This window comes from Corynebacterium sp. UMB10119B, assembly GCF_030228125.1.
Taxonomy (GTDB): Bacteria; Actinomycetota; Actinomycetes; order Mycobacteriales; family Mycobacteriaceae; genus Corynebacterium; species Corynebacterium pseudogenitalium.
Window position 1 is genome coordinate 218585 of the sequence record NZ_JASPBG010000001.1, and the last position, 15919, is coordinate 234503.

At 56.1% G+C, this 15919-nt stretch carries 18 protein-coding genes; 13 read left to right on the forward strand and 5 right to left on the reverse strand.

Translation table 11 applies throughout. The features are described 5' to 3' along the window. Window positions 1-2 precede the first annotated feature (2 nt). From dapB to QP802_RS01025, 5 genes are read left to right on the forward strand one after another with little or no spacing between them, the layout of a single operon-like run. Window positions 3-749 (forward strand): 4-hydroxy-tetrahydrodipicolinate reductase, encoded by a 747-nt coding sequence (dapB, locus tag QP802_RS01005; protein ID WP_284817455.1) that lies wholly within the window; start codon window positions 3-5, stop codon window positions 747-749. A gap of 36 nt (window positions 750-785) precedes the next feature. After that, entirely contained in the window at window positions 786-1505 is a 720-nt protein-coding gene (thyX, locus tag QP802_RS01010; protein ID WP_255365761.1) for an FAD-dependent thymidylate synthase, read from the forward strand. Between the two features lie 45 nt (window positions 1506-1550). Beyond that, window positions 1551-2459 carry a 4-hydroxy-tetrahydrodipicolinate synthase gene (gene dapA, locus QP802_RS01015; protein ID WP_256008109.1) on the forward strand — a complete coding sequence of 303 codons (909 nt, stop codon included), beginning with the start codon at window positions 1551-1553 and terminating at the stop codon, window positions 2457-2459. Window positions 2460-2461: 2 nt separating this feature from the next. Next, window positions 2462-4474, forward strand: coding sequence for a ribonuclease J (locus QP802_RS01020; protein WP_284817456.1), 2013 nt, complete (start codon window positions 2462-2464; stop codon window positions 4472-4474). A gap of 53 nt (window positions 4475-4527) precedes the next feature. Next, the gene (locus QP802_RS01025) at window positions 4528-5154 is read left to right on the forward strand and encodes a TIGR03085 family metal-binding protein (RefSeq protein WP_252930816.1); all 627 of its coding nucleotides are present in this window, start codon (window positions 4528-4530) and stop codon (window positions 5152-5154) included. Window positions 5155-5320: 166 nt separating this feature from the next. Here QP802_RS01025 and QP802_RS01030 read toward each other — a convergent pair whose 3' ends face one another. Next, the gene (locus QP802_RS01030; protein WP_246814942.1) at window positions 5321-5467 is read right to left on the reverse strand and encodes a hypothetical protein; all 147 of its coding nucleotides are present in this window, start codon (window positions 5465-5467) and stop codon (window positions 5321-5323) included. 34 nt (window positions 5468-5501) lie between these two features. On the opposite strand from QP802_RS01030, the gene QP802_RS01035 reads away from it, so the two are divergent. Both QP802_RS01035 and QP802_RS01040 read left to right on the forward strand, forming a co-directional pair. Next, window positions 5502-8252 carry a DNA translocase FtsK gene (locus QP802_RS01035; protein ID WP_256059531.1) on the forward strand — a complete coding sequence of 917 codons (2751 nt, stop codon included), beginning with the start codon at window positions 5502-5504 and terminating at the stop codon, window positions 8250-8252. 179 nt (window positions 8253-8431) lie between these two features. After that, window positions 8432-9601 (forward strand): TerC family protein, encoded by a 1170-nt coding sequence (locus QP802_RS01040; RefSeq protein ID WP_284817457.1) that lies wholly within the window; start codon window positions 8432-8434, stop codon window positions 9599-9601. Between the two features lie 12 nt (window positions 9602-9613). Here QP802_RS01040 and QP802_RS01045 read toward each other — a convergent pair whose 3' ends face one another. Then, window positions 9614-9901, reverse strand: coding sequence for a YciI family protein (locus QP802_RS01045; protein ID WP_256020327.1), 288 nt, complete (start codon window positions 9899-9901; stop codon window positions 9614-9616). Between the two features lie 45 nt (window positions 9902-9946). Here QP802_RS01045 and pgsA point away from each other — a divergent pair, with 45 nt between their 5' ends. From pgsA to QP802_RS01065, 4 genes are all read left to right on the forward strand, one after another. Further along, window positions 9947-10483 carry a CDP-diacylglycerol--glycerol-3-phosphate 3-phosphatidyltransferase gene (gene pgsA / locus QP802_RS01050; RefSeq protein WP_255366188.1) on the forward strand — a complete coding sequence of 179 codons (537 nt, stop codon included), beginning with the start codon at window positions 9947-9949 and terminating at the stop codon, window positions 10481-10483. After that, on the forward strand, window positions 10483-11049 hold the full coding sequence (locus QP802_RS01055; RefSeq protein ID WP_070976737.1) for a CinA family protein: 567 nt from the start codon (window positions 10483-10485) through the stop codon (window positions 11047-11049). Before pgsA ends, QP802_RS01055 begins: the two co-directional genes overlap by 1 nt. Then, window positions 11049-11423: a helix-turn-helix domain-containing protein gene (locus QP802_RS01060; RefSeq protein ID WP_083290921.1), complete on the forward strand. Its 375-nt coding sequence runs from the start codon at window positions 11049-11051 to the stop codon at window positions 11421-11423. Before QP802_RS01055 ends, QP802_RS01060 begins: the two co-directional genes overlap by 1 nt. 90 nt (window positions 11424-11513) lie before the next feature. Next, on the forward strand, window positions 11514-12341 hold the full coding sequence (locus tag QP802_RS01065; RefSeq protein ID WP_070977168.1) for a PspA/IM30 family protein: 828 nt from the start codon (window positions 11514-11516) through the stop codon (window positions 12339-12341). Between the two features lie 76 nt (window positions 12342-12417). On the opposite strand, the gene QP802_RS01070 is transcribed toward QP802_RS01065, so the two are convergent. From QP802_RS01070 to QP802_RS01080, 3 genes are read right to left on the reverse strand one after another with little or no spacing between them, the layout of a single operon-like run. Further along, window positions 12418-13035: an energy-coupling factor transporter transmembrane component T family protein gene (locus tag QP802_RS01070; RefSeq protein ID WP_407933399.1), complete on the reverse strand. Its 618-nt coding sequence runs from the start codon at window positions 13033-13035 to the stop codon at window positions 12418-12420. Next, window positions 13025-13720: an energy-coupling factor ABC transporter ATP-binding protein gene (locus tag QP802_RS01075; RefSeq protein WP_284817458.1), complete on the reverse strand. Its 696-nt coding sequence runs from the start codon at window positions 13718-13720 to the stop codon at window positions 13025-13027. Before QP802_RS01075 ends, QP802_RS01070 begins: the two co-directional genes overlap by 11 nt. Window positions 13721-13734: 14 nt before the next feature. Continuing rightward, the gene (locus QP802_RS01080) at window positions 13735-14307 is read right to left on the reverse strand and encodes a biotin transporter BioY (protein WP_070362325.1); all 573 of its coding nucleotides are present in this window, start codon (window positions 14305-14307) and stop codon (window positions 13735-13737) included. A gap of 75 nt (window positions 14308-14382) precedes the next feature. On the opposite strand from QP802_RS01080, the gene QP802_RS01085 reads away from it, so the two are divergent. Continuing rightward, window positions 14383-14598, forward strand: a complete 216-nt coding sequence (locus tag QP802_RS01085; RefSeq protein ID WP_083290922.1) for a DUF3046 domain-containing protein — start codon at window positions 14383-14385, stop codon at window positions 14596-14598. 210 nt (window positions 14599-14808) lie between these two features. After that, complete coding sequence (gene recA / locus QP802_RS01090) at window positions 14809-15918, forward strand: recombinase RecA (RefSeq protein ID WP_071572547.1); 1110 nt, start codon at window positions 14809-14811, stop codon at window positions 15916-15918. Window position 15919: the final 1 nt, after the last annotated feature.

Consider the following 15919-nt stretch of genomic DNA (forward strand, 5'->3'; position numbering starts at 1 on the left):
ATATGACAATCAAAGTCGGTGTTTTGGGAGCGCATGGGCGCGTTGGTACCGCAGTTGTAACGGGCGTGCGCGCGGCTGATGATCTTGAACTTGTGGCCGAGATCGATAAAGACGACAGCTTAGAAAAACTGTTGGACGCTGGTGCCGAAGTTATCGTCGACTTCACCACTCCAGATTCGGTAATGAGCAATCTCGAGTTCTGTATCAAGCACAGCATCCACTGTGTAGTGGGCACAACAGGATTTGACGACGATCGCTACGACCAAGTACGCAGCTGGTGTGCTGCTTCGCAGGGCACTGGCGTTCTCATTGCGCCTAACTTCGCCATCTCAGCTGTATTGACGATGTCCTTTGCTCGCCAGGCGGCCAAGTTCTTCGAGTCAGCCGAGGTAGTTGAGTACCACCATCCGAACAAGCTGGATGCACCGTCCGGCACTGCGGTAAAGACAGCGCAAGGGATTGCAGAGGCCCGAAAGGCCGCCGGAATGCAACCTTGTCCGGATGCCACTGTGCAGGAACTCGATGGAGCGCGCGGCACGGATATCGATGGCGTCCGAGTCCACGCTGTGCGTATGACCGGAATGGTTGCGCATGAGGAAGTTATCTTCGGCACCGTCGATCAGTCGTTGACTATCCGCCAAGATTCCTATGGGCGTGATTCGTTCGTACCGGGTGTATTGCTCGGCGTGCGAAACGTCATGGATCATCCAGGCCTCACGATCGGCCTTGACAAGTTCCTCGGGCTGTAACAGATGCAGCCGCAGCGCCAACTCAGCATCCAGCTCGTGGCAGCATCAACGTTCGAACCGCCAGCCGGACTGGGCTGGCGGCCTTCATCTGGTGCAGCGGCGGCGGATGCTGTCGTCGAATTTGCAGGCAGGGCAAGCTATGACTCCTTCGGTGACAATGAGTCTCACACTTCGAGCACGGACGCCTTCCTGCATCACGTCATTGATACCGGCAACCTCTCGCTGCTCGAGCACGCAAGCGTGACGCTGTATATTCAGGGAATCTCAATGGCCACCAGCCATGAGATATTGCGGCACCGAGACTTTTCAATCAGCGAGCTTTCACAGTACTCCTTACCTGAAGAGCAAAGAGGAGTCGTGGTTCCTAGCGTCGTACAGCGCGACGAGCAACTTCAACGGTTTTTCGAGCACGCGATTGAAGACGCTGCGTTTGTGCACGACGAATTGCATAACGCGGTGGAAGCAAGTCTGACGGATGAGAAGAATGTGCTACTGCGCAAGCAACAGGTACGCGAGGCAGCTATGGCACTTGCTCCGGCTGCGAGAGAAACCCGACTTGTTGTCAGCGGCAACCTCCGGACTTGGCGGAATTTTGTTGCGACCAGGGCAGGTGAGCACAGTGGGGAGGAGCTACGAGCGGTCGCCGTGAGGTGTCTGGAACTTTTGAGTGAGTGCGCACCCGTCTTGTTCGAGGACTTCGTTGTCACAACGCTGCCGGACGGGACTAAGAAGGCAACAACCCAGTACAAAACATAGCGGTGGAGTTACATTCAGCCAGCAAAAAGGGTACGCTCTTTTGGCATGGGCACTTCTATGAAAGCTAATATCGGTGCTGACGTTTTCGGCACAGTCTGCGTCGCAATGGTCACGCCGTTCGATAAGCATGGCGAGCTAGACGTTAAGGCAGGACGAGCATTAGCTGCCCACCTTGTCGGCAATGGCATTGATGCCCTCGTGCTTGCGGGCACGACGGGCGAATCGCCAACGACAACCAGTGAAGAGAAAGTCGCGTTACTGAAAGCGGTGCGTGAAGAAGTTGGCGATAGCGCCAAACTTATCGCCGGAGTAGGCACGAACGATACCCGAAAGTCCGTCGCATTGGCGAAGGAAGCTGCTGAGGCAGGGGCTGATGGCCTCTTGGTTGTCACGCCGTATTACTCGAAGCCGTCTCAAGACGGCGTGTTTGCGCACTTCCGGGAGATCGCGTCTGCAACTTCGTTGCCGATCTGCCTCTACGACATTCCAGGACGCTCTGCGATTCCGATTGCCTCGGACACCATTGCGAAGTTGGCGGAATTGCCAACCGTAGTTGCGATGAAGGACGCGAAAGGCGACTTCTTCGAGGCAGCACCGTTGATCCAATCAACAGGTCTGGCATGGTATTCCGGAGACGACCCGCTGAACCTGCCGTGGCTGGCCATGGGGGCAACCGGTGTGATCTCGGTTGTAGGCCACGCAGCACCGCAAGCATTGCGCGAGCTCATCACAAGCTTCGAGGAAGGCGACCTCGTCCGTGCGCGGGAAATTAACGCCAACGTCATCGACGTTCTCGCACATCAACAGGCGATTCTCGGTGGCACAACATTTGCAAAGGCTGCCCTGCGTCTGCAGGGCATTGAAGTAGGCGAACCACGCCTGCCAGTGGTCGGAGCGACCTCTGAGCAGGTGGAGGTTCTCAGAGAAGATTTGAAGAAGGCTGGAGTCCTTTAAGTATGAACGAACCCCGTACACGCTCACGCAAAGTGACGCGTAAAGCAGGGCCACCTGAGGCCACTGAACAGAAGCCGGTGTTTCAGGCACCGAAGCAGGCCGCAGGAACCGCAAGTAATGAAGATGACAAGGGCTCTGAGAAGTCACAGCGGGATAGCAAGTCCCGGAACTCGAACGGAAATGGCGGTAACGGCAGGAATCGCCGACGCGGCCGTGGACGCGGTAACAACGGCGGTGGCCGTCGCAACCCGGTGAAGTCGATGCAGGGCGCAGACTTGACGAAGCGCCTCCCGGCTCCTCCGAAGGCACCGAAGGGGACCCTGCGTATTTACGCCTTGGGTGGTATTTCCGAAATCGGTCGTAATATGACGGTGTTTGAATACAACGGACGCCTGCTCATCGTTGACTGTGGTGTGCTGTTCCCGAACTCCGGTGAACCAGGCGTTGATCTTGTGCTGCCTGACTTTGGTCCGATTGAAAAGAAGTTGGACAAGGTCGAGGCCCTGGTTGTCACTCATGGACACGAAGACCACATTGGCGCAATCCCGTGGCTGTTGAAGCTGCGCCCGGATATCCCGATTTACTCGTCGCGTTTCACCAATGCGCTGATTGCTGCGAAGACGAAGGAGCACCGTCAGCGTCCGAAGTTGCATGAGGTGAACAAGGATTCTTCCGTCAACTTGGGCCCATTCCACGTGCGTTTCTGGCACGTGAATCACTCCATTCCGCAGTGTCTCGGCCTGTCTATTAAGACCGGCGCGGGTCATGTGGTGATGACCGGTGACGTCAAGGTGGACCAGACTCCGTACGATGGAATGCCGACGGACCTGCCGGCGCTGTCGCGTTACGGTGACGAAGGCGTCGATCTGTTTATGTGCGACTCCACGAACGCTACGGTGCCGGGTATTTCTGCATCCGAGGCCGGTATCGAGGAGACACTGACGCGTTTGGTGAGCCAGGCGAAGCAGCGCGTTGTGATTGCTTCGTTTGCTTCCAACGTTGCTCGCGTCCAAATGGCAGTCAACGCGGCTGTAGCGAATGGTCGCAAGGTTGCTTTCAACGGCCGCTCCATGTTGAGAAATATGGAAATCGCCGAGAAGATGAGCCTGCTGAAGGCTCCGAAGAACACGATTATCCCTATCGAAGAAGCTGCCAAGATGGCGCCGCATAAGGTTGTGCTGATCACAACGGGTACGCAGGGCGAGCCGATGGCTGCGCTTTCGCGTATGTCGCGCCGTGAACACCGCCAGATCACCATCCGCGACGGTGACATGATCATCCTGTCGTCTTCCCTGATCCCAGGTAATGAGGAGGCTGTGTTCGCGACGATCAACAACCTCGCACAAATCGGTGCGACTGTGGTGACGAACTCCGAAGCTCATGTCCACGCTTCTGGCCACGGCTACGCCGGTGAGCTTCTCTTCCTGTACAACGCAGCACGCCCGACTTGCGCTATGCCTGTGCACGGTGAGTGGCGCCACATGCGCGCGAACAAGGAGCTCGCTATTGCGACCGGTGTGAAGCCGGAGAATACCGCACTTGCTCAAAATGGTGTTGTGGTTGACATGACGAAGGGCAAGATCAAGGTTGTTGGCCAGTACCAGGTCGGACAGCTTTATGTTGATGGCGCGACGATGGGCGACGTTGACCCGGACGTGCTGGCAGACCGCAGCTCGCTTGCCTCAGGTGGCGTTGTCTCGATTACCTGCGTGATCGACGACCGCACAAGTAGCCTCATTGAGGTACCGCGCGTCTCCACCACTGGTTTCTCTGAAGACGACCGTGACTTCAATAAGAAGGTCGTCGAGCGTGTCCAGGAAGTTATGGGTGATTTGGCTGCAGAAGGGGAGAATGACCCGTACCGCATGGTGCAGCAGCTTCGTCGTCAGCTCTCGCGAACGATTGAGCAGAAGTACAAGCGTGAGCCAGTCATTCTTCCAACCGTGGTTCCAACCGCGGCGGATATTGGACCGGCAGAAGACGCTGATGTTCAAGCAACACGAGAGTCGCTTTAATACCTGACACTTTTGTGAGCAGAACTATGGGCCCTGGCACTATGCTAGGGCCCATGTCATTTGCAAAGACTGAACGAAATCAACTTGCTGAACTGTTACTCGAAGTCGGGCCTGAAGCACCGACGCTGTGCGAGGGCTGGAACACTCGAGATTTGGCGACGCACCTCTACATCCGTGAACGAAGGCCATTAGCTGCCATCGGAATATTCGTAAAGCGAGCGAGGAAGTTTTTGGAGGCGGAGGAAGCCCGACTTGCATCATGGTCGTACGAGGATCTTGTGCGTCTCTGGGCCATCGGTCCGCCTTCGCTTTTCAAGCCGAGTGACGACACGTTAAATACAGCCGAGCACTTTATTCACCACGAAGACGTTCGTCGTGGTGGGGGTAAGGTCGAACCACGGCAGTTTAGCGCCGTCACCAACAAAGAACTTTTGAAGCTTGCGAAGCGGTTTGGTTCAGTCACGCTGAAGGGTGTTGCGGTACCTGTGATTTTGACGCCCCCGGACTTGCCTCCTGCCGTCATTGGCGAAGGCGTCGGCGTTTCAAAGCAGGGCGATAACGTCGTCCGCGTATACGGCGAACCCGGGGAACTTTTGTTGTGGGCCGCCGGTCGCAGCGCGGTCGAAGTGGATGTAACCGGTGCGGTCGAAGCTCTTGCTGGAGTAGATATCAAGTTGTAGTACTTGATTCATTCGCCTGTAACAACATCTGTGGTTTTAGAGTGGCGGATGGTAATAATGGTGCGCAAGGTACTAGTGTGTAGCACATGTCTGCCAGAAAACCAGCGCCACGAAATACGCGAGCTTCGACAGGCCCGCGGGACCGTGCACGTTCAACGACGAGCCGTTACGGTGCCCCAGCGTCGATGACGCATCCACCGACCTCGTCCATGGTCGCGGCAGAGACTGCCGATGAACGGGTCGGGTCCGCGACGAGAGTCGTCGGAAGCTCAATTGGCAGTGCAGTTCGCGGAGCTGGTTCGTTGCTTACCAAACTTCGACCACACCGTAAGGAGAGTTTTGACAGCGTGCCCGACGCAAACGGATACGATGACGAGGACGACAACTTCGATTTTCTTGATGACGGCCCCTCTGCTGAGGCGCCGCAACGTGAAGAGCACTCACGAAAATCCAGTCGCTCGTTGGGCATCTCGCGTGGCAACGTTGACGCGTACGGTTTAGTGCTCATTGGCCTTGCCGCGATCCTGGGCGCCTCCGTGTGGATGGATATCGCTGGCCCGATAGGCAACGTTATTGCGCAGGGTGTTCACTGGGCAATTGGTGCTGGTGCGCTCCTGCTTCCTGTGATTTTGGTCTGCATCGCTATCGCTCTCATGCTGAACGTGAAGGCAGAACCGGCAGTACGTGCCAGGGTGGCGTCGGGCCTGTTGATTATTGGTGTTGCGATGCTTGGCATGATTCATGTCTTCGCTGGCAACCCTGCAGATTGGGAATCCCGCAAGATCGCCGGTGGGGTAGTGGGCACGTTCACCGGTGGTTTGCTCGCCGCTGGATTCTCCTCTTATGTGGCAGTCCCGCTGCTGGGACTTGTCATTGTTTATGGTGCGCTTCGTACAACCGGTATTACTGTGCGTGAGGCCTATGACTTTTTCACTGCGTGGCTTAGCTCGGTATTCCAGCGGCCCGAGACTGACGATGAGTCGGATCCTTACAGTGATGTAGGCCGGGACATTGACGCTATCGCAGAGGGGCGCCCGCGCACGTCGGCAAAGCGCTCGCGGGTTGAGCCTGAATCGAGGAGCCCACGTACCGGTCTTTCTCCACGTACAGCGGCAAAGAAACCAAGGGTTTCTGGGTTTTCGTCTTTCTCGGAGAAGTTGCGAAAGGCCTCCACGCCGCTGGATAACTACCCGGCGGAGCCAGCGTCAGCGCCTCAAGCACAGGGTGATGAGACAGAGGTTTTCGATTTCGGTGAAGACTTCGATACGCAGGAAGGCAGCGACGCCACTACGGTCATTGAACGTCCTGCGACGAAGGCGGCGTCGAAACGTCAGCCTGCGCAACCCGAGGAGACGAAGATTCTGCCCCGGCCTACGCTTGAGGAGGCTCAACGGGATGCCGTCGATCAGTCGCGAGACGCAGTTCGCCAGGCGGTCGTAGCGCGTTCAGGGAAGGACCCAAGCGCAACTCCACCTGAGGCGCCGAAGGATGGCCACGCGAAGAAGATCGACAGGAATTCCACCTACGTCGTTCCAACAACCGATTTGCTGCTCGCTGGCCAAGCGCCGAAGACTCGCACCGAAGCTAACGATCGCATGATCGAAGCCATTACAGAGGTCTTCGAGGAGTTCAAGGTCAATGCTATGGTGACGGGCTTCTCCCGTGGTCCGACCGTGACCCGCTACGAAGTAGAGCTTGGGCCCGGCGTCAAGGTGTCGAAGATTACCAACTTGCAGTCCAATCTTGCCTATGCAGTCGCGACCGATAACGTTCGTTTGTTGACGCCAATTCCCGGCAAATCTGCCGTCGGCATTGAGGTGCCGAATCAGGACCGTGAAATGGTTCGTCTGCGCGATGTCCTCGAAGCGCCGAATGTTGCTGCAGACGATGACCCTATGCTCATCGGCTTAGGCAAGGACATCGAGGGCGACTTTATTGCATCTTCGGTGCAGAAGATGCCGCACTTGCTTGTTGCGGGTTCTACGGGCTCCGGTAAGTCGGCGTTCGTGAACTCGATGTTGGTTTCCTTGCTGACGCGCGCAACACCTGAAGAAGTACGCCTGATCCTCATCGACCCAAAGATGGTGGAGCTCACTCCGTACGAGGGGATTCCACATCTGATCACGCCAATTATCACGCAGCCGAAGAAGGCATCAGCGGCACTGCAGTGGCTGGTGGAGGAGATGGAGCAGCGGTACATGGACATGAAGACCGCTCGTGTCCGCCACATCAAGGACTTCAACAAGAAGGTGAAGAGCGGTGAAATCACTGCTCCTGCAGGCTCTCAGCGCGAGATGCGACCCTACCCGTTCATCGTCTGTGTCGTCGACGAGCTTGCCGATCTCATGATGACCGCGCCGAAGGAGATCGAGGACTCGATCGTCCGCATTACGCAGAAGGCCCGCGCAGCAGGTATCCACCTTGTCTTGGCTACGCAGCGACCTTCGGTGGACGTCGTCACGGGCTTGATCAAGACGAACGTGCCGTCCAGGCTCGCGTTTGCAACATCTTCACTTACTGACTCACGCGTCATCCTCGACCAGGGTGGCGCGGAGAAGCTCATCGGCATGGGCGACGGTCTCTTCATCCCGCAGGGCGCCGGCAAGCCGCAACGCATGCAAGGTGCGTTTGTGTCTGACGCTGAAATCCAAGCCGTCGTGGACGCTGCCAAGAGCCAGGACGAACCACAGTACGTCGAGGGCGTTACGGAAGAGAAGGAGTCCGAGAAGAAAGTTATCGACGACGACATCGGCAAGGACCTGGACGACCTGCTGGAAGCCGTTGAACTCGTTGTTACGGCGCAGCTCGGATCGACCTCGATGCTGCAGCGTAAGCTGCGTATCGGGTTTGCGAAGGCCGGTCGACTGATGGATTTGATGGAGTCCCGTGGCATCGTTGGGCCGTCGGAAGGCTCCAAGGCTCGTGAAGTGCTGGTGAAGCCAGAGGAGCTCGAGACCATTCTTTGGATGCTCAAGGGTGCGGATCCCGCGGACGCACCGAAGGACGTCGACGCGCAACTTGGTGATGACGCCACTGCAGATGAAGATGACGTTAAGACGGTCGAAGCAACCTACAATCCCACCGGTGGAGCCGTATAACTGGTAGCGACTCCTCTTGATGGTGTAGCCTGGCATTCGCATTGGAGGGGAGTACCCCGCAAGTGCCTCGAATCGTCAACACGGAACATACGTATCCCGGTTGAGGCAGCCGCGTAGCTACGTGGTGGGGGAGACCTCCGGTCTTTCTTTGTCCTATGCAACGACCGGAGGTAACCACGTTGAGTGTCCCCCTATGGATATGGCTGCTCACTGCAGCAATCATTCTGGGCTTTTTCGCCTTTGACTTTCTTACTCACGTTCGCCAGGCCCACGAGCCAACTATCAAAGAATCGGGCTTTTGGACGCTGTTCTACATGACGATGGCAGCGATCTGTGGCGGTGCGATCTGGTGGGAGTGGGACGGCGAGCACGGCGTCCAGTTCTTCACTGGCTACATCACTGAGCTTGCGCTGTCCGTGGACAACTTGTTCGTCTTTGCGCTGATCATGGGTGCGTTCAAGATTCCAAGGAAGTATCAGCAAAAGGTGCTGCTCCTGGGCATTGTTATCGCGTTGGTATGCCGCTTGCTGTTTATTCTGCTCGGCGCAGCACTTATCGAGGCGTGGAGCGACGTCTTCTACATCTTCGCAGCGTTCTTGATCTACACGGCTGTCAAGCTCGTCTACGACGAAGCGACTGATGCACCTGAAACAGATCCGAACGATATGGCTGTCGTGAAGGCACTCCGTAAAGTCGTCCCAGTCACGAGCTCCTACCACGGTGACAAGCTGTGGTCGAAGACGAAGGAGGGCAAGTCCGCAGCGACCCCGCTGTTCGTCGCACTGCTCTCCATCGGGTTTATCGACGTAATGTTTGCGTTTGATTCGATCCCAGCAATCTACGGGATTACCTCTGAGGCGTACATCGTATTTACCGCGAATGCGTTCGCACTCATGGGCCTTCGCCAGATGTTCTTCCTGCTTTCTGGCTTGTTGGACCGTGTGGTGTATCTGTCGTACGGGTTGGGCGTGATTCTTGGCTTTATCGGCATCAAACTGTTGCTTCACGCGCTACACGAGAACAACCTGCCGTTTGTCAATGGCGGTGAGAATGTGAGCGTGCCGGAGGTCGGCACCGTTGCATCGCTCGGCTTCATTGTGGCAGTACTGGTGATTACCGTGCTGTGCTCCATGGTGAAAGACCGAGCGGATATCAAGGCAGGGCGGCGGGACCCGAACGGTCCGAGCTGGCACATTGACTATGACGACCACGGCAATCGCCGGAAAGTCGACAACCAGGGCCACCACATCGAGTGGATTGATGACCCTGCAACGTCGGGCAAGGGGGATCACACCGCCACTGGTTCCCGCGAGACGGATCACCTCCATGTACAGCGCGGGAGGAAGTAGAACTTCCGCGGTCTAAGGGAACACCCGGGAAACCGGGTTCCACTCGTGGACCTCGCGGCTGAGTAGAGCGTTGTTCTGCCAGTAGGGGTCCTGGTTCATGAGTGATACTGCCTCCGCAGCGTCGGCAGTATCTGGTAATTGCACGATGATTAGGGCCTTGCCGGCGTCGACTAGCGGGCCAGATCCGACAATCCTTCCGAGCTCTAGCTGCTTCGCGATGAACTCGCGGTGTGCGGGGCGCGTAGCATCTACGAGGTCCGTATTATCTGAGTACGTGTAATGGAATGCAAAATATTTCATAACACGCAGTCTAAGGGAAAGCATGGGATAGGTAGGGTAGAGGGCGTGACTGAAAAACCATCGAACTGGAACGTACCCAACGTCTTGACGTCGTTGCGAATCATTTTTATCCCCGTCTTCGCATGGTTGGCACTGGACCAGCGATGGGGTGCGGCGTTCGGTGTGTTCGTTGCGCTGATGCTCACGGACAAGCTAGACGGAACAATCGCCCGTACCTACAACCTGATTACCGACTTCGGGAAAATTGCGGACCCGATCGCGGACAAGGCCCTGATGATTACGGCACTTGTAGTACTCAACGTGGCGTCCAACCTTCCTGTGTGGATGACTATCGTCATCGTGGTCCGCGAGCTCGGCATCACCATGTGGAGAATGTGGATGCTGCGCAACGACCATGTCGTTCCCGCGTCCAAGGGTGGCAAGGTGAAGACGGTGCTCCAGACGGTAGGTGTGGCGCTTTACCTGTGCCCGCTGCCTTCCTGGATGGACGCGCCTTCCTACGTTGTAATGGTGTTGGCCGTAGTCGTCACCGTGGTGACCGGCGTGCAATACCTTGTCGATGCTCGCAAGGTGAATAACTAATGCGAGGTACTGCATCCGATGTGATTGCGGAACTTACTAAGAGGGGTGCAACAGTTGGGCTTTGTGAATCGCTCACTGCCGGTTTGGCAAGTGCCGCACTCGCAGGCGTTCCGGGTGCCTCCGCAGCGCTACGAGGCGCGATGGTGACTTACGCGACTGAGTGCAAAGTTACCTTGGCCGGCGTTCCCCAGGACGTCATCGATGAGTTTGGACCTGTTTCTCCGGTGACCGCGAAAGAGATGGCGAAGGCGGCAAAGCGGAAGCTCGACGCGGACTGGGGCCTTTCGCTCACTGGTGTGGCCGGGCCCAGTGAACAGGATGGCCACCCTGTTGGTGAGGTCTGGGTAGGGATCGCCTCAAGTGATGGTTGTGAAGCAGTTCTCGCAGGCGACATACTTTCCGACGCCCCTCTCGTACGCGGAACCATTCCAGGATTCAGACAGGCCCGAAACTTGCTACAGGCGCCGCGCAACGAGGTACGCGAGTGGGCTGTTGAAGCAGCGCTTCGCGTCCTGTTGCATGCCGTGCGGGAACAAAAACACGTTGAGGGGAGTTATACCAAGTGATGACTACGACACTTCTAATCGATACGCCGCTTGAGCCCTCGTTCGATGCACAGGATGAGGTCGCTTTTCCATTTCGCGAGTCTGGAACCCGCCAGAAAGAACCGCTGCTGAGAGAGGCGCTAGGAATGTCACTGCGAGCTTTCCGGGCGGATAAAGGCGTGACGTTGCGATCTCTTGCTGCTCAAGCCCGCGTTTCTTCTGGTTACCTCTCTGAGCTGGAGCGTGGGCGCAAGGAAGTTTCCTCAGAGCTGCTCGCATCGATTTGCGAAGCACTGGACACTACGGTTTCAGAAGTTGTTCTCGAGGCTGTTGCGAACCTTTCACTGCAATCGATGAACGATGAATTCGCTACGGCTGATGCGATTCACGCATAGCGGAGCAGCGCTGTAACAGATAGAATACGAAACAGTTTGGCCGTGGACACGGCCAATTTCAATGCTCAGCGAAAGGTAAAACGCAACACTATGGCAAACCCGTTTTCAAAATTCTGGAACTACCTGATGGCACTTTTCGACAACAAGATCGAGGAGAATGCTGATCCAAAGATCCAGATTGAGCAAGCAATTTCCGAGGCTCAGCGCCAGCACCAGGCGCTTTCGCAGCAGGCAGCCGCGGTTATCGGTAACCAGCGTCAGCTGGAAATGCAGCTGAATCGTCGCTTGGAGGAAGTCGAGAAACTTCAAGCGAACGCTCGCCAGGCGCTCCAATTAGCAGATAAGTCCCGCTCCAACGGTGACGCACAGAAGGCGACCGAGTATGAGAACGCTGCTGAGGCGTTCGCGGCGCAGCTTGTTACCGCAGAGCAGGGCGTTGAAGACACGAAGGCGCTGCACGACCAGGCACTCCAGCAGGCAGCACAGGCAAAGCAAGCTGTGGAGCGCAACGCGGCACACCTGCAACAGCAGGTCGCTGAGCGCTCGAAGTTGCTGTCGCAGCTTGAGCAGGCCAAGATGCAGGAGAAGGTTTCCGAGACCATGCGCTCGATGAACTCGTTGACCGCCTCCGGCCCGAACTTGGACCAGGTTCGCGACAAGATTGAGCGCCGCTACGCGAACGCACTGGGTGCTGCAGAGCTCGCGGAGAACTCGATCCAAGGCCGCATGGCTGAGGTGGAGCAGGCTGGAATCCAGATGGCAGGCCACAGTCGGCTCGAGCAGATTCGCGCAGAGATGTCTGGCGAGTTGACCTCGGGAAAGGAACAGCAGTCGATTGAGCAGGGCAAGACCGGCGCCCCGCAAGCAAGTGAGGACGCCGTCGCACGTCGGATGCGTGAGCTCCGCGGCGAAGCCTAAAGCGTGGTAAAAAAGCTCCAGGATTTCTATAGAAACCTGGAGCTTTTTGCTTTGCCCTGCGAAGGATTGAACGCGGTTAGTCGAGCGCGCCACGAGCGACAAGTGCATCGCCGATCTGTTCCGCCCTTCGGATACTTCGCACGATGAGCGGTACGCCAAACGCGAGGGGAGAAAATCCCAGTCCTCGGGCCTTGCGGGCGTCGAGAACTTCCTGCGATGTCTGCAAGATGAGCGGAATGAGACGGAGCGTGAGGGCGATGGCGAGGCTGATTTTCTCAGTTGGTATTCCGAAACGGCCGAGCGGTTTGAGGCCTTCCTCGAGCGATACAAGGAGCGCTTCAACTGTTGTGGTCAGAGTAAGAAGGTTTGCGGCGAGAATCGTTGCGAACAACGTAATCAGCGTGACGCCAGCAAGTCCGATGCCATTTTGCCAGACAAGGAATGCGCCCAGTATTGCGAGCAAGGGAAGAATTGGCACGAGCTGATTGGCAACGATTCGGATCGGAATTCTTGCCACGATGTACAGAACGAAGATCAAGCCTAGCAACGTGAGCGCGATTGGGAACGTACGCCCGAAGTTGGTCGCTATGAGGATGTACAGAATGAGCAGTACGAATTTCTTCTTTGGGCTCATACGGTGGAGCAGCGTTTTGCCTGGGATGTACACGCCCATTGGTAGCGAGTCAATCTTCACTGTTCGGCTCCATTAGCTGAGTGTAGAACTGAATCGTGTCTGCTGGTGTGCCGTCGTATGCAATGACGCCGTCGTTGACACAAATTACTCGGTCGAAGTCACTGAGTAGCTCTAGATCATGGGTCACCACGATTGTTTGTTGATCAAGCGAGTTCAATTCAGCGATTATTCGCCGACGGTTTCTCAGGTCAAGCAATGTTGTTGGCTCGTCTGCGATGATGGTGGTCGGTTCAGTCACCAGTACCGCGGCCAGCGCGAGAAGCTGTTTCTCGCCGCCAGAGAGCGTATGAGGTGATTGTTCTGCCTTGTGCAAGAGTTTGAAGCGTTCCAGTACCTCATCGACGCGTTGCTCTTTCTCTGCCTTAGAGAGCTTGAACTTCTTCAATGAAAACGCCACGTCATCGTGGACTTGGGGCATGACGATTTGGCTTTCTGCGTCGGAGAACACGAACCCGACACGTCGGCGGACTTCAGCGCTGCGAGTTGCAAGCGGAATTCCGTCGTAGAATACCTCGCCTGTGCTCGGCTCTTCGAGCCCATTGATAAGCTGGACGAGCGTTGACTTGCCAGAACCGTTCGAGCCAATGATGCCGATCCGATGTTCCTGCAACGTGAGTGAAAATGGTTGGAGCAGTGTGTTGTCATTACGTACGACGCTCACGTCGTTGAAGCTGATCTGCGGCATGGAAATAATCCAGTTTATGCGCGACGGAGTGAGGGGAGTGCAGCGCGAACTGCGAATGCGATGAACACAATCACTAGCACCTTGGCGGTGTCAGGGATGACAAACGGTAGCTGTGCTGCCCATGCAGCGCCAAAGGTCATGTTTGCGCGTGCCATCAATCCAAACACCCCAAAGAAGTACTGCAGGAACAGGCCAGCGAACCCGGCTCCAAGAAGGAGGGCGATATTCACGAAAGAGCTCTTGCTGGAAGCGCGGTAGGCGATGAGACCTGCAACAAATGCGCTTGCGATGTAGCCAACCAGATATCCGATTGTAGGGCTTCCCAGGGCATAGACGACGGTGCGTCCACCTGCGAGAACGGGAAGAGCAAGTCCGATGAGGAGGAACAATAGCACTGTGTAGGTTCCCCGTTTAGGGCCGAGCACGAGCGCCGCGAGAATACAAGCAGCGTTCTGCATGACGATTGGAACGCCGGCAGCGCCGACTGGAATAGAGACAAACCCGAGTACGATGATCACCGCCGCGAACACGGCGATGTATGCGAGGTCTTGGGCTTCAATCTTTGATTGCGGAATGCTTTTTGACATAGCGAGAATAGTACTTGAACAGTGTTCAGTTCGCTATGAAATCGTATTGATTTTTCTGCGCGTATATTTGAGGCCATGCGATTAACGGAGTTTCACCAACTCGTCCAGGATGAATTTGGGTCTGATCGGGCGTCATGGATTATTGAGGCGCAACTTTTGCCTCGTCATGGGTGTACCGCCGCAGAGGTTATCGAAAATGGAGGCGATTTGCGTCAAGCCTGGGACGAACTTTGTGACGCCTTTGATGTTCCAGAGGCGCGTCGCCTTGGCGTAGATCGGCCGGGTTTCTAGCTGCTCTCGCCGTTTTGTACTTTTAATTCGAACATGTATGCGTGTACACTCTGATGATGTCTCGGCACTTGCCTATAGTCAGATCCAGATTTAGAAGTCATCGGGAACCGTAACCCTCGAAGGTGAGTCTAAACATGTGTGTGGGCGATGGCGTATGCAAAAACGCCGCCGCCGAACTCGAACAGAATGAACATTAAGGAGAACATGTAAATGGCTGCGAAAAAGAAAACCGCATCAGCCGCGAAAGATCGCCAGAATGCGCTAGATGCTGCACTCGCAATGATCGAGAAGGATTATGGCAAGGGGGCTGTGATGCGTCTCGGTGATGAGAACAGGCCTCCAATTCAGTCGATTTCATCTGGGAATACGGCTATTGACGTCGCTCTGGGGATCGGTGGGTGGCCACGCGGCCGCATCGTTGAGATTTACGGACCTGAGTCTTCCGGTAAGACAACTGTTGCGCTTCACGCCATCGCTTCCGCGCAGCGGGCCGGCGGAATCGCAGCTTTTATCGACGCCGAGCATGCTCTGGACCCGGATTATGCCCGCAAGCTGGGCGTCGATACTGATAACTTGCTCGTTTCTCAGCCAGATACAGGGGAGCAGGCACTGGAGATCGCGGACATGCTTGTCCGATCTGGCGCGATTGACATCATCGTCATTGACTCGGTTGCCGCACTGACGCCTAAGGCTGAAATTGAAGGTGAGATGGGTGACTCTCACGTTGGCCTCCAGGCTCGGTTGATGTCGCAGGCACTGCGGAAGATGACAGGTGCGCTGTACAACTCCGGCACTACAGCGATTTTTATTAACCAGCTGCGTGAGAAGATCGGCGTCATGTTCGGTTCACCCGAGACAACTACGGGCGGTAAAGCGCTGAAGTTCTACTCCTCGGTTCGTTGTGATGTCCGACGTATCCAGACGTTGAAGGACGGACAGGATTCCATCGGAAACCGAACCCGCCTCAAAGTAGTGAAGAACAAGGTTTCGCCACCATTCAAGATCGCAGAGTTTGACATTATGTACGGAGAGGGCATCTCTCGGGAATCGTCCATTATTGACATGGGCGTAGAGAACGGCTTCGTGAAGAAGTCAGGTTCCTGGTTTACCTACGAAGGCGATCAACTTGGACAGGGCAAGGAAAAGGCGCGCAATTTCCTGAAGGAGAACCCGGACCTTGCGGACGAGATCGAGCAAAAGATTTTCCGTGCATTGGGGGTTGGCGAATTTGCCGATGATGATGCGCTGACTGATGACCCAGTAGACATGGTGCCAAACATTGACTTCGACGACGAGGAAGAGCCAGCGAAGGCGAAGTAAT